This is a genomic window from Mycobacterium sp. (assembly GCF_049278535.1).
Taxonomy (GTDB): domain Bacteria; phylum Actinomycetota; class Actinomycetes; order Mycobacteriales; family Mycobacteriaceae; genus Mycobacterium.
In genome coordinates this window covers 1-13,440 of sequence record NZ_JBAPMI010000371.1, presented here as the reverse complement: position 1 = coordinate 13,440, position 13,440 = coordinate 1, and the positions used below count along the sequence as shown (strand labels likewise).

The 13,440-nt window shown below is 66.5% G+C and carries 10 protein-coding genes and 1 pseudogene; 4 read left to right on the top strand and 7 right to left on the bottom strand.

Features of this window, described 5'->3' with window-relative positions; all coding sequences use genetic code 11:
• The 4 genes and pseudogenes from WAO18_RS24140 to guaA all read right to left on the bottom strand — a co-directional run.
• A partial coding sequence (locus tag WAO18_RS24140; RefSeq protein ID WP_422208747.1) for a DNA polymerase Y family protein occupies positions 1-1,318 on the bottom strand: 1,318 nt, incomplete at its 3' end.
• Positions 1,319-1,350: 32 nt separating this feature from the next.
• Positions 1,351-2,036, bottom strand: a pseudogene (locus tag WAO18_RS24135) (hypothetical protein).
• 260 nt (positions 2,037-2,296) lie between these two features.
• Complete coding sequence (locus WAO18_RS24130; RefSeq protein ID WP_422208746.1) at positions 2,297-2,650, bottom strand: UBP-type zinc finger domain-containing protein; 354 nt, start codon at positions 2,648-2,650, stop codon at positions 2,297-2,299.
• Between the two features lie 22 nt (positions 2,651-2,672).
• The gene (gene guaA, locus WAO18_RS24125) at positions 2,673-4,226 is read right to left on the bottom strand and encodes a glutamine-hydrolyzing GMP synthase (protein ID WP_422208745.1); all 1,554 of its coding nucleotides are present in this window, start codon (positions 4,224-4,226) and stop codon (positions 2,673-2,675) included.
• Positions 4,227-4,359: 133 nt separating this feature from the next.
• Here guaA and WAO18_RS24120 point away from each other — a divergent pair, with 133 nt between their 5' ends.
• The 4 genes from WAO18_RS24120 (at position 4,360) to WAO18_RS24105 (ending at position 9,217) form a co-directional block, all read left to right on the top strand.
• Positions 4,360-5,268, top strand: coding sequence for a TauD/TfdA dioxygenase family protein (locus tag WAO18_RS24120; protein WP_422208744.1), 909 nt, complete (start codon positions 4,360-4,362; stop codon positions 5,266-5,268).
• Between the two features lie 50 nt (positions 5,269-5,318).
• Positions 5,319-5,930 (top strand): TetR/AcrR family transcriptional regulator, encoded by a 612-nt coding sequence (locus tag WAO18_RS24115; protein ID WP_422208743.1) that lies wholly within the window; start codon positions 5,319-5,321, stop codon positions 5,928-5,930.
• 116 nt (positions 5,931-6,046) lie between these two features.
• Entirely contained in the window at positions 6,047-6,814 is a 768-nt protein-coding gene (locus WAO18_RS24110) for a beta-phosphoglucomutase family hydrolase (protein ID WP_422208749.1), read from the top strand.
• 9 nt (positions 6,815-6,823) lie between these two features.
• Positions 6,824-9,217 (top strand): glycoside hydrolase family 65 protein, encoded by a 2,394-nt coding sequence (locus WAO18_RS24105; protein WP_422208742.1) that lies wholly within the window; start codon positions 6,824-6,826, stop codon positions 9,215-9,217.
• On the opposite strand, the gene WAO18_RS24100 is transcribed toward WAO18_RS24105, so the two are convergent.
• From WAO18_RS24100 to guaB, 3 genes are all read right to left on the bottom strand, one after another.
• Entirely contained in the window at positions 9,201-10,973 is a 1,773-nt protein-coding gene (locus WAO18_RS24100; RefSeq protein WP_422208741.1) for a GMC family oxidoreductase N-terminal domain-containing protein, read from the bottom strand. The genes WAO18_RS24105 and WAO18_RS24100 overlap by 17 nt on opposite strands.
• Positions 10,974-11,019: 46 nt before the next feature.
• Positions 11,020-12,147: a GuaB3 family IMP dehydrogenase-related protein gene (locus WAO18_RS24095; protein ID WP_422208748.1), complete on the bottom strand. Its 1,128-nt coding sequence runs from the start codon at positions 12,145-12,147 to the stop codon at positions 11,020-11,022.
• A 28-nt stretch (positions 12,148-12,175) separates the two neighbouring features.
• The coding region (gene guaB / locus WAO18_RS24090; protein ID WP_422208740.1) for an IMP dehydrogenase at positions 12,176-13,440 on the bottom strand (1,265 nt) is incomplete at its 5' end.

Below are 13,440 nucleotides of genomic sequence, written 5' to 3'. Positions count from 1 at the left end.
GTCCACGGCTGGTAACCCGAACCGAATTGCCCTGAACATCAAGCAGTTCCACCGGATCGTCGAGCAGCACCGTTGGCGATGGCTCCGGCAGTCGACCGGGCCATGGCAGACCCGCATCGGCGTGCGGCACCTGCTCGTCGCCCAGCGGTGTCAACGTGATGCGCTCGGCCGGCCCGCGTCCACCGGACAGCACCGGCACTTGCACCGCCTCCGGTCCGAGCAGGCCCTGCACCCGAACCAGTGCCCGGCGGGCCCGCATCCTGTCCTCTTCGCCGAGACCACCCCATAGCGGCAACTGCAGCGCGCCCGCCGATACCACCTCCACAGCGTGCAGCCGCAACTGCACCACCGGCGCGGTAGGGCGATCCACGAAAATCCGGGTGTTCAACCAGCCGTCCAGCTGCCAGCGCACCCGGTCGGCGGTGGCGTCCTCGGTCAACGGCTCGGCGCATCGCCAAACCCGGTTCAGCTCTTCACCGTTGGCGGTAACAGCGTGGACAGCCAGCCGGGTGCAACCCACCCCGGCGGCCAACAACGTCTGATGCAACGCGCCGGCCAACGAGCGCCCGGCAAACGCGGCGGCGTCAACCCGGTCGATCGGTGGATCGCAGTGCAGCACCGCATCGAGTTCGGCCGGCGGCTCGCGCCCGGACGGTCCGCGTTCAGGCTCGCCGCGGGCGAACCGGTGCGCGCTCACCGCGTCGGCCCCGAACCGGGAGGCCACGTCGGTGCGCGACAGCGCGGCGAACTGACCGACAGTACGAATCCCCATCCGCCACAACAGGTCTGCCAGATCAGCACGGCCCGGGCCGGACAGACTGGGCTCGGTGGCCAGTTGCCGGATCGACAGCGCCGACAGAAACCGGGCGTCTTCTCCCGGCGCCACTATCCGACCGGCGCGGGCGGCGAAGACCGCGGTGGACAGCTGATCGGCTATCCCGACCTGACATTCGGCGCCGGCGGCGGCCACTGCATCGGTCAAACGCTCGGCAACCTGCTGCTCGGACCCGAAGAAGCGGGCCGCCCCACGGGCCGGCAACACCACCAGGCCAGGACGCAGCACCTCGGCGCGAGGCACCAGATCGTCCACCGCGGCGACGACCCCTTCGAAGTAGCGGGCGTCGCGATCGGCATCGGCGGCCACAACGTGCAGTTGCGGGCAGCGGGCCGACGCCTCGCGTCGTCGCAGCCCTCGACGCACACCTACCGAGCGGGCCGCCGACGAACAGGCGATCACCCGGTTGGCCAGCGTTACGGCGACGGGGGCCGTCGCCGGCAGTCCTGCGGCAGCTGCCGCGGCAACCGCCGGCCAGTCCATGCACCAAATCGTCAATACCCGGGAGGTCACTTTTACCCCGTCCGAGCCCGCCTGATCGCCCTGCCCGCGGCGCACACCTCGAGCCGCACCTTGCTGATACGTCCGAAACCTGGCTCACCCGAAGTAGTTTCGTAACCGCAGACTCGAGCTTTCAGTCGTATCGACGCACCCTGCCAGTCGCCGTCGGTGACCAGCAGCGTGCAGCCTTTCTGGTGAGCCCGGGCCACCACGGCCCGGGCCCGGGTCAGCGGCACCGAGCGGCCCCGAGCGCCAGCACGATCAGATCCATTCCATCCATCAGCACCGCGGCCACCTCCACCGGGTCGGTCCCGGGATCCGGGATGACCGCAAGCCGGCTCAGATCGGCTCCCATTTCCACCGCAGCCAGGAGTCCGGCATCCGGCTGGCCGACTATGGCCACGTTCCCGCCCGCGGCCGTCACCGTGGCCACCATGCTCAGCGGCAGCGAACGGGCACCCGACAGCACCGCAACCGTTCCCCGTGGCAACGCATTGGGCAACACATCGGCCAGCAACTGCGGAACCGGAAGCCTGGCCGCCGAATCCGGAAGCAGGTCATCCGCGGGGGCGTGCTCGTGGACATGACCGCGCCGAGGCGAACCAACCTTCCCGGATACCGCCGCCATCTTCCGGCGCAGCTGTTGTAGCTGCTCAGCACGGTCGCGATGAGGCTGTTCGGGAGCAAGCATCGTCGTCATCGATTACTCCTGCGGTACGGGTGTTACTGATGATGTTCGAATGTATGTTCGATTACTATCAGTCAATACCCACCCACCGACAAGGTCAAGCGGGAGCTGGCCGCAGGCTCGCGCCAGCTAACTTACAATCCGGCGCGCCGCCCCAGTTCGTCTCCCGGAGCATGCAGTGGCTCAACCAATTCGTGCGCCGTAGCCGCCCCGATCCCGCCGGCACCCCCGGTGACTACGGCGACCTTTCCGGCAAGTCTGAACATCTGGAGTCAGTCGCCCTGCCGACCGAGCAGGTCGGCCCAGTCGCGCGGCACTCGATCGCGAGGACCGGGGACCGACTGATCCTCCGGATGGCGTGTCGGGGCGGCAAGTTCGGGACCTTCGTAATAGTCATTGCTCTCGTAGTCCCAGAACCAGTCCTCGCCCGGTTCGAACGATCGGATGATCGGATGTCCGGTCTCTCGCCAATGCTGTGTTGCGTGCCGCGACAGGGAATCGTCGCAGCAACCGATATGGCCGCACGCCGCGCACCGCCGCAGGTGCACCCACCAACTACCGGCGGCGTCGCACTCGACGCAGCCAGCACCACTGGGCGGCACCGACGGGTCGACAGCTGCGGCCATTGCGACTCTTCCTTACTGACAGCTACTCCCACTCGATGGTGCCGGGTGGCTTGCTGGTGACGTCGAGCACCACCCGGTTGACCTCGGCCACCTCGTTGGTGATCCGGGTCGAAATCCGTTCCAGCACTTCGTAAGGAACCCGAGTCCAGTCGGCGGTCATCGCGTCCTCGCTGGACACCGGTCGCAACACGATCGGATGCCCATAGGTCCGGCCGTCGCCCTGCACACCCACTGACCGGATGTCGGCGAGCAGCACCACCGGGCACTGCCAGATCTGCTGGTCCAAACCTGCCGCGGTCAATTCCTCGCGCGCGATCAGGTCGGCACGACGCAGCGTGTCCAGCCGCGCCGCGGTGACCTCGCCGATGATACGGATCGCCAGGCCAGGCCCCGGAAATGGCTGGCGCGCAACAATTTCCTCCGGCAGGCCCAGCTCGCGCCCCACGGCGCGCACCTCGTCTTTGAACAGCAGCCGCAACGGCTCGACGAGGGTGAACTTCAGATCGTCGGGCAGACCGCCGACATTGTGGTGGCTCTTGATGTTCGCCGCCCCGGTTCCTCCGCCGGACTCCACCACGTCGGGATACAGCGTGCCCTGCACCAGGAACTCAGTGTCGTTGTCTCCCAGCGCATCCCGCATTGCGCCTTCGAAAGAGCGAATAAACTGCCGACCGATGATCTTGCGCTTGCCTTCGGGGTTGGTCACCCCGGACAGCGCCTCGAGGAAGGTGGCCTCCGCGTCGACCGTCACCAGGTTGGCGCCGGTAGCCGCGACGAAGTCGCGTTGCACCTGCGCGCGCTCGCCGGCGCGCAACAGCCCGTGGTCGACGAACACACACGTCAGCCGGTCTCCGATTGCACGTTGCACCAGCGCGGCGGCCACCGCCGAATCGACTCCGCCGGATAGCCCGCAAATCGCGTGGCCATCGCCAACCTGATTGCGAACCTGCTCGATCAACGCCTCGGCGATGCCGGCCGGTGTCCAATCCGCGGCGATGCCGGCGAACTCGAGCAGGAACCGGGTGAGCACCTGCTGTCCATGCGGTGTGTGCAAGACCTCGGGGTGGTACTGCACGCCGGCCAGCCGCCGCGACCGATTCTCGAAAGCGGCCACCGGGGCACCCGCGCTGGTGGCCACCACCTCGAACCCGTCCGGCGCCGCGGTGACGGCGTCGCCATGACTCATCCAGACCGGTTGCGTGTCCGGGAGATCCGAATGAAGTTCACCACCAACGACTTTCAGCTCAGTTCGGCCGTACTCGCTGGTGCCGGTGTGCGCCACGTTGCCACCGAGCGCTTGTGCCATCGCCTGAAACCCGTAACAGATGCCGAACACCGGCACGCCCAAGTCGAACAACGCCGGGTCGAGTTGCGGTGCACCCTCGGCGTACACGCTGGCCGGGCCGCCAGAAAGCACCACCGCCTGCGGATCGCGGGCCTTGATCTCGTCGACCGACGCCGTGTGCGGAATCACCTCGGAGAACACCCGCGCCTCGCGGACCCGGCGGGCGATCAACTGGGCGTATTGCGCGCCGAAATCAACAACCAGCACGGGACGGGGCGATGCTGACTCCACCGGCCCAGTCTAGAGGCGCGCCACCACATCCTCGCCGCCGTCGGCCCGGGTTGACGCAAGTGTAGTCGTATGTCTACACTTGTCTCCACGCGATGTAGTCATGTGACTACACCAAGGTTGAGAGGACATCACGATGACGGCTCCGTCGACATCGACACCGACCGTGACCCAGTTGGGCAGCCGAATCGGCGCCCGCATCGACGGCGTACGACTGGCCGGCGATCTGGACACCGGGACCGTCGAGCAGATCCGGGATGCGCTGCTGCGCCACAAGGTGATTTTCTTCCGCGACCAACACCACCTCGACGACGCCGAGCAGCATGCCTTCGCCGCGCGCATCGGCACGCCCATCGCCCACCCCGCGGTGCAGCAGGAGAACATGCCGATCATCACGCCGATCAACTCCGACTACGGCAAGGCCAACCGCTGGCACACCGACGTCACGTTCGTCGCGAACTACCCGGCCGCGTCGATCCTGCGCGCAGTGACTCTGCCGAGCTACGGCGGATCGACGCTGTGGGCCTCCACCGCCGCGGCCTACCAAGCACTGCCCCAGCCGCTCAAACACCTCGCCGAGAATCTCTGGGCACTGCACAGCAACCGGTTCGACTACGTCGCCGCGCCCGAAGCGCAGACCGACCATCAGAAGTCGCACAAAGCCCGGTTCGAGAAGATCGACTTCCGCACCGAGCATCCCGTCGTCCGGGTTCATCCCGAGACCGGTGAGCGCACCTTGGTGGCCGGGGACTTCGTGCGCGGATTCGTCGGAATGGACAACTACGAGTCGCAAACCCTCCTCGAGTTGCTGCAACGTCGAATCACGTTGCCGGAGAATACTATTCGATGGGACTGGGCACCTGGCGACGTCGCTATCTGGGACAACCGGGCGACTCAGCACCGGGCAGTCGACGACTACGACGACCAGTACCGGCTGATGCACCGCGTCACCGTGCAAGGCGACGTGCCCGTCGACGTACACGGCCGGCGCAGTCGGGTCATCAGCGGCGCGCCGCTGCAGGCCGCCGAATACGCGGCCGGCTGACGCGGCGGTGAGAGGTTACTCACATACCCCGGACGGGTACGGTTCGCGCCATGACCTCCGGTGATGCCAGTACCCGCGACCGTCTGCTGGACGCGGCCCTCGAGCTGTTCGCGGACCAGGGGTATGCCTCGACATCCATCGCCGACATCCAGCAGGCATGCGGCCTGTCGCCGGGGTCTGGCGCCTTGTACAAGCACTTCCCATCCAAGAAGGCGTTGCTCCACGAGGCGGCGTCGCGACAGATGGACCGAATGCGCGCGACGCTCGACCAATACAACCGGACCCGGCCTACCGACACCCAAGGGGCGTTGCGCCAAGGTGTCGAGCAAATCTGGGACAGCATCGACAGCAATACCGCGCTGCTCCGGGTGATATTCCGCGAACCCGAGGCGATCGGCGACATGATCGACGAATTGTGGGCGGCGGTGGCCACCACCTCCTATCAGCGGGTGGGGCGAGCACTCAGCGCCGCCAAGGACGCCGGCGTCTCACAGGTCGATGATCCCGAAGCGACCGCCACCGTGCTGGTGGCGGCACTGGCATACTTGCCGATCGCGCAGATGCTGATCGGACGCACGCCTGCCAATATCGATGCCGATCGATTCCGCGAGGCATGGCTCCGGCTAGCCCAGGGTGTGTTCGGCGGAGCCCCACCGACCTGATCGCTCGACGCGAGGTCGGGCGGGGCGAACAGCGGGAAAACAGTCGGTCGACCGGAACGCCTAGCGAACCGGCATCGGGCATGGTGAGGTGGTAACTGCTCACGGCAGAAACCACTCTGGCCGAAGTCATCCTGGGAGGGAGGTCCGCCGTGCTGGGTCTACCGGATGCCGTGCACGCCTGCCTGTTCGATCTCGACGGCGTGCTCACCGACACCGCGAGCGTGCACACCAAAGCGTGGAAGGTGATGTTCGACGCCTTCCTACAGCAGCGAGCCGAACAGGCCGGCGAGAAATTCGTCCCGTTCGACCCGGTCGACGACTATCTGAAATACGTCGACGGCAAGAAGCGCGAAGATGGTGTCCGGTCGTTTCTGGCCAGCCGCGACATCGAGCTGCCCGACGGCGAACCCGACGACTCAGCTGACAAAGACACCGTGTATGGCCTCGGCACTCGCAAAAACGACGCCTTCCAGGAGACGCTGCACAAAGACGGCGTCAAGGTATTCGAGGGCTCCCGCCGCTACCTGGAAAAGGTCGCCGCCGCGGGCCTGGCCACCGCGGTGGTGTCCTCCAGCGCCAACACCCGCGAGGTCTTGGAGATCACCGGGCTGGAGAAGTTCATCCAGCAGCGCGTCGACGGTGTGACCCTGCGCGAGGAGCACATCGCCGGCAAGCCGGCCCCCGATTCGTTCCTGCGCGCCGCCCAGCTGCTGAACGTCACCCCCGCCGAGGCAGCCGTGTTCGAGGATGCGCTCTCCGGGGTCGCCGCCGGACATGCGGGGCACTTCGGCTTCGTCGTCGGTGTCGATCGGGTGGGCCAAGCCGACGAATTACGCAGCCACGGTGCCGATGTCGTGGTCACCGACCTCGCTGACCTGATTTAGGAGGCACGCATGATCAACGAAGACGCCTTCCCCGTCGAGCCATGGCACGTCCGCGAAACCCAACTCGACTTGACCATGTTGGCCCAATCCGAATCGCTCTTCGCGCTGTCCAACGGGCACATCGGACTGCGCGGCAACTTCGACGAGGGTGAACCGCACGGACTGCCAGGCACCTACCTCAACTCGTTCTACGAAGTCCGGCCGCTACCGTACGCGGAGGCAGGTTTCGGATTTCCCGAAGCCGGCCAAACGGTCGTCGACGTCAGCAACGGAAAAGTGTTGCGACTGATGGTCAACGACGAGTTGTTCGATGTCCGCTACGGCCAATTAATCGACCATGAGCGGATTCTCGACCTGAGGGCCGGGACGCTGGAGCGCCGCGTGCAGTGGCGTTCGCCAGCCGGCCGGCAGGTGAAGTTGGTATCGACCCGACTGGTATCGCTGGCCCACCGCAGCGTTGCGGCGATGGAGTATGTGATCGAGGCCGTCGACGAATTCATCAGGGTCACTGTGCAATCCGAGCTTGTCAGCAATGAAGACCAGCCGACAACCTCCAAAGATCCACGGGTGTCGGCGGTCTTGGACAGACCGTTGGAGGCTGTCGGCCACGAGGTCACCGAAAACCGGGCGGTACTCATGCACCGCACCAGGGCCAGCGGGCTGATGATGTCGGCCACCATGGATCACGAGATCGAGGTCCCCGGCCGCGTCGAAGTCCACACCGAAGCTCGCCCAGACTTGGCCCGCACCACCGTGATCTGCGGACTGCGGCCCGGCCAGCGACTGCGCATCGTGAAGTACCTGGCGTACGGCTGGTCGAGCCTGCGCTCCCGCCCGGCACTGCGCGACCAGGCCGCCGGTGCACTGGCCGGTGCCCGCTACGCCGGATGGCAGGGCCTGCTGGATGCGCAGCGGGAATACCTCGACAACTTCTGGGACAGTGCGGATGTCGAGGTCGACGGCGATCCCGTCATCCAGCAGGCGGTCCGGTTCGGGCTCTTCCACTTGGTGCAGGCAAGCGCGCGCGCCGAGGGCCGCGGTATTCCCAGCAAGGGGCTCACCGGAACCGGCTATGACGGCCACATCTTCTGGGACAGTGAAGGATACGTGCTGCCGGTCCTGACCTATACGTTGCCGCACGCCGCGGCCGACTCACTGCGATGGCGGGCGTCGACACTGGATCTGGCCAAGGATCGTGCGGCTGAGTTGGGTTTGGAGGGCGCGGCTTTCCCCTGGCGGACGATTCGCGGCCACGAGTGCTCCGGCTACTGGCCGGCCGGTACGGCAGCCTTCCACATCAACGCCGACATCGCGATGGCGTTCGAGCGGTACCGCATCGTCACCGGCGACCAGTCGCTGGAAGCGGAATGCGGGCTCGAAGTCCTGATCGAAACCGCCCGACTGTGGCGCTCACTCGGCCACCACGACCGGCACGGCGTGTGGCACATCGACGGGGTGACCGGGCCAGACGAGTACACCGCGATCGTGCGTGACAACGTCTTCACGAATCTGATGGCGGCGCACAACCTTCAGGTCGCTGCCGCGGCCTGCGCCCGCCATCCAGAGCAGGCACGGGCGATGGGCGTCACCACCGAGGAAACCGCCGCCTGGCGCGACGCGGCCGTTGCCGCCAACATCCCATACGACGAAGAGCTCGGCGTGCACCAGCAGTGCGAGGGCTTCACCACATTTGCGGAGTGGGACTTCGACAACCGGCACAACTACCCGTTGTTGCTGCACGAGCCATATGTCCGGCTTTACCCCGCGCAGGTCATCAAGCAGGCCGACCTGGTGTTGGCGATGCAATGGCAAAGCCACGCATTCACGCCGGAGCAGAAGGCCCGCAACGTCGATTACTACGAGCGGCGCATGGTGCGCGACTCGTCGCTGTCGGCGTGTACCCAGGCGGTGATGTGCGCCGAGGTCGGCCACATGGAGCTCGCGCACGACTACGCATTCGAAGCAGCGCTGATCGACTTGCACGATCTGCATTCCAACACCCGCGACGGGTTGCACATGGCCTCGCTGGCGGGCGCGTGGATGGCTCTGGTGAACGGGTTCGGTGGCCTGCGCGACGACGAAGGCATCTTGTCGCTCGATCCGCAGTTACCGGATAGCTTTGCGCGCTTGTGCTTTCGATTGAACTGGCAGGAATACCGGCTGACGGTGTCGGTCACCCAGCAAGAAGTCACTTACACGTTGCGCGACGGGCCCGATGGCGAGCTGAAGATCCGGCACGCCGGCGAGGATCTGGTGCTGAGCAGCAGTGAGCCGCTGACCGTCGAGATAAAGGAACGTGAGCCCCTGCTGCCGCGGCCACCGCAGCCGCCGGGCCGCGAGCCGATGCGCCGGCGCAGTGGCCTGGAAACACCGAAAATCGTCGCGGTCAGCCCGCCGAGCTGATCGACCCGGGGGTTTGCTCCTGCGCCACCGCGGTGATCGACTCGATAGGCAGCCAGCGCAGCTCCCCCGGCGCCTCGGCCGGCACCACCGGGTGCGCCGGTGGGATCGGGTCGAGCCGACGATAGGGCTCACCCTGCCGCGGCCGCGCGTCGTTCTCCCCTTTGTTCGGCCACAGCGATGCGGCACGCTCGGCCTGTGCGGTGATCGACAGTGACGGGTTGACGCCCAGGTTCGCCGAGATCGCGGCACCGTCGACGACGGAAAGCGTCGGGTAGCCGTACACCCGGTGATACGCGTCGATTACGCCGTGTTCGGCGCTGTCACCGATCACCGCCCCACCGAGAAAGTGTGCGGTCAGCGGGATGTTGAACAGCTCCCCCCAGGTGCCGCCGGCGACGCCGTCGATCTTGGCGGCGATGCGGCGGGTGACTTCGTTGCCGACCGGAATCCACGTCGGGTTGGGCTCGCCGTGGCCCTGCTTGCTGACCAGGCGGCGCCGGCCCAGCTTCCCCCGTCTGGTGAAGGTGGTGATCGAGTTGTCCAAATGCTGCATCACCAGCGCGATCATGGTGCGCTCGCTCCACTGACGCGGATTGAGCAGGCGAAGCATGTGGCGCGGATCTTCGCCGGCTTGATCCAGCAACTGCTTCCAACGCGGCACATCGGTGCCTTCAGGACCGGACCCGTCGGTCATCAAGGTCTGCAGCAGCCCCATCGCGTTGGAACCCTTGCCGTACCGGACCGGCTCGACGTGCGTGTCGGAGGTCGGGTGGATCGACGACGTGATCGCCACCCCATGGGTCAAGTCCAGGTCCGGCGAGACCTTCAACGTCGCAGCACCGACAATCGACTCGGAGTTGGTGCGGGTCAGCACGCCCAGACGATCGGACAGACCGTGCAGCGTGCCCGTGTCGCGCATCTTGAACAGCAGCTTCTGGGTGTTGTACGTGCCCGCGGCCAGCACCACGTGATTGGCGGTGAACGTGCGCTTCATGCGACGCACCACGCGGCCGGTGTGCTTGGTTCGGACCTCCCACAGTCCATCCGGCCGCTGCGCGAACTTGGTGACCGTCGTCATCGGATGTATCTGCGCCCCAGCCGATTCCGCGAGACCAAGGTAGTTCTTCAGCAGAGTGTTCTTGGCGCCGTAACGGCAGCCGGTCATACAGGATCCGCATTCCAGGCAGCCGGTGCGGGCTGGCCCGGCGCCGCCGAAGTACGGGTCGGGCACCGTCTCGCCGGGTGTCTTGGTGCCATCGGGTCCGAAGAACACTCCGACGGGGGTCGGCACGAATGTGTCGCCCACGCCCATGTCGTCGGCGACCTCCTTGATCACTCGGTCGGCGTCGGTGAAGGTCGGGTTCGCGACCACGCCGAGCATTCGCTTGGCCTGCTCGTAATGGGGCGTCAGCTCCTTGCGCCAGTCGGTGATGCCCGACCACTGCCGATCGTTGAAGAACTCGTCCGGCGGCACGTACAGCGTGTTGGCGTAGTTCAGCGATCCGCCGCCGACACCGGCACCGGCCAAGATCATGCAGTCCTTCAGGAGGTGGATGCGCTGGATCCCATAGCAGCCCAGTTGTGGTGCCCACAAAAACTTGCGGAGGTTCCAGGAGGTCTTGGCGAAGTCCTCGTCGGCGAAGCGGCGACCGGCCTCGAGCACGCCGACGCGGTAACCCTTCTCCGTCAGCCGCAACGCGGTGACGCTGCCACCAAAACCCGAACCGATGATCAAGACGTCGTAGTCAGGTTCCACAGTCCCAGTATGTACTTACTCGCCGGTAATCATCCAGCGATCGACGTCAGCTGCCGACCGTGAGACCGACCTTCTGAAATTCTTTGAGATCGCAGTAGCCCGACTTGGCCATCGATCGGCGCAGCCCGCCGACGAGATTCAGCGAGCCGAACGGGTCGTCCGACGGGCCGTTGAGAACTTGGTCGAGCGGCAGCCGCTCGCCGACCGCGACCTGCAGTAACGCGCCGCGCGGCAGCGACGGGTGAGCGGCGGCGGACGGCCAGAACCAGCCGTCACCCAGGGCCTCGGCCGCCTCGGCGAGTGGGGTGCCAAGCACAACCGCGTCGGCGCCGCAGGCGATGGCCTTGGCCAGGTCGCCGGAGCTGTGGATATCTCCGTCGGCCAACACATGCACGTAGCGGCCGCCGGTTTCGTCGAGGTATTCGCGACGAGCCGCGGCGGCATCGGCGATCGCGGTGGCCATCGGCACGCTGATCCCGAGTACCTCGTCGCTGGTGGTCACTCCCCTGGTGGAGCCATAACCGACGATGACGCCGGCTGCCCCGGTGCGCATCAAGTGCAGCGCGGTGCGATGGTCGAGCACGCCGCCGGCCACCACCGGGACGTCGAGTTCGGAGATGAAGGTCTTCAGGTTGAGCGGCTCGCAGTCGCTGGCGACACGCTCGGCGGAAATGATCGTGCCCTGGATGACCAACAGGTCGACGCCCGCGGCGACCAGTCCCGGCGTCAGCGACTGGGCGTTCTGCGGACTCACCCGCACCGCCGTCGTCACCCCGGCGTCGCGGATGCGGGCCACCGCGGCGGCCAGCAACTCGGGGTCCAGCGGCGCAGCGTGCAACTGCTGGAGCAGCCGGATGGCCGCCGACGGTTCAGGCTCTTTGGCGGCCGCCTCGACGACCTGAGCAACCTTGGCTTCCACGTCGGCGTGGCGGCCGATCAGCCCTTCGCCGTTGAGCACACCCAGCCCGCCGAGCCGACCGAGTTCGATGGCGAATTCCGCCGACACCAGCGCATCGGTCGGATGCGCGATGACCGGAATCTCGAAGCGGTAGGCGTCGAGCTGCCAAGCTGTCGTGACGTCTTGCGAGGAGCGGGTGCGCCGCGACGGCACGATGCCTATTTCGTCGAGTTCGTAAGTACGCCGGGCTGTTCGGCCCATGCCGATCTCAACCATGTCACGCATGAGCGGTCCTTCGATCAGTTCACCGAGCGTAGTAGTTAGGTGCTTCGGCGGTCATCGTGATGTCGTGCGGATGGCTTTCTTTCAAACCCGCCGCAGTGATTCGGACGAATTGGGCCCGCTGCAGCCCTTCGATGGTGTCGGCGCCGGTATAGCCCATCGCGGCGCGCAATCCGCCGGTGAGCTGATGGATCACCGACGACAGCGGCCCGCGGAACGGTACCCGACCTTCGATGCCTTCGGGCACCAGCTTGTCCTCGGAGAGCACATCGTCCTGGAAGTAACGATCCTTCGAGTACGACTTCGCCTCGCCCCTGCCCTGCATGGCGCCCAGCGATCCCATGCCGCGGTAGCTCTTGTACTGCTTGCCGTTGACGAAGATCAGCTCGCCGGGAGCTTCGGCGGTACCGGCCAGCAGCGATCCGAGCATCGTGGTGGATGCGCCCGCGGCCAGCGCCTTGGCGATGTCGCCGGAGTACTGCAGTCCGCCGTCGGCGATCACCGGCACTCCGGCCGGGCCGCAGACCGCCACCGCTTCGAGAATCGCGGTGATCTGCGGCGCCCCGACGCCGGCCACCACGCGGGTGGTGCAGATCGACCCGGGACCGACCCCGACTTTGACCGCGTCGGCACCGGCCTCGACCAGCGCGGCGGCCGCCGACCTGGTCGCGACATTGCCGCCGACGACCTCGACCCGATTGCCCACTTCGGCTTTGAGCTGGGCGACCATGTCGAGCACCACCCGGTTGTGCGCGTGCGCGGTGTCGACGACCAGCAGGTCGGCACCAGCGTCGGCCAGCGTCATGGCCCGCACCCAGGCGTCGTCGCCGACGCCGACCGCTGCCCCGACCAGCAACCGGCCGTCGCTGTCTTTAGTCGCCAGCGGATGCTGCTCGGTCTTCACGAAGTCTTTGACGGTGATCAGCCCGGTCAATCGCCCGTGGCCGTCGACGATCGGCAGCTTCTCGATCTTGTGCCGGCGCAACAGGCCCAGCGCAGCGTCCGCGCTGACGCCCTCCTGGGCGGTGATCAGCGGGGCTTTGGTCATTACTTCGCCGACGTGCCTGGACTGATCGACCTCGAAGCGCATGTCGCGGTTGGTGATGATGCCTACCAGCTGGCCAGCGCCGTCGATAACCGGCAGCCCGGAGATCCGGAATCGGGCGCACATGGCGTCCACCTCGGCCAACGTGTTCTCCGGGTGGCATGTCACCGGATTGGTGACCATCCCGGCCTCCGAGCGCTTCACGGTTTCGACTTGGCCGGCCTGTTCGGAGATCGGCAGGT

Bases quoted from the DNA above. Each gene is read 5' to 3' on its own strand.
- WAO18_RS24130 (WP_422208746.1), bottom strand. From the start codon at position 2,650: ATGGCCGCAGCTGTCGACCCGTCGGTGCCGCCCAGTGGTGCTGGCTGC.
- WAO18_RS24120 (WP_422208744.1), top strand. From the start codon at position 4,360: ATGACGGCTCCGTCGACATCGACACCGACCGTGACCCAGTTGGGCAGC.
- WAO18_RS24115 (WP_422208743.1), top strand. From the start codon at position 5,319: ATGACCTCCGGTGATGCCAGTACCCGCGACCGTCTGCTGGACGCGGCC.
- WAO18_RS24105 (WP_422208742.1), top strand. From the start codon at position 6,824: ATGATCAACGAAGACGCCTTCCCCGTCGAGCCATGGCACGTCCGCGAA.
- WAO18_RS24095 (WP_422208748.1), bottom strand. From the start codon at position 12,147: ATGGTTGAGATCGGCATGGGCCGAACAGCCCGGCGTACTTACGAACTC.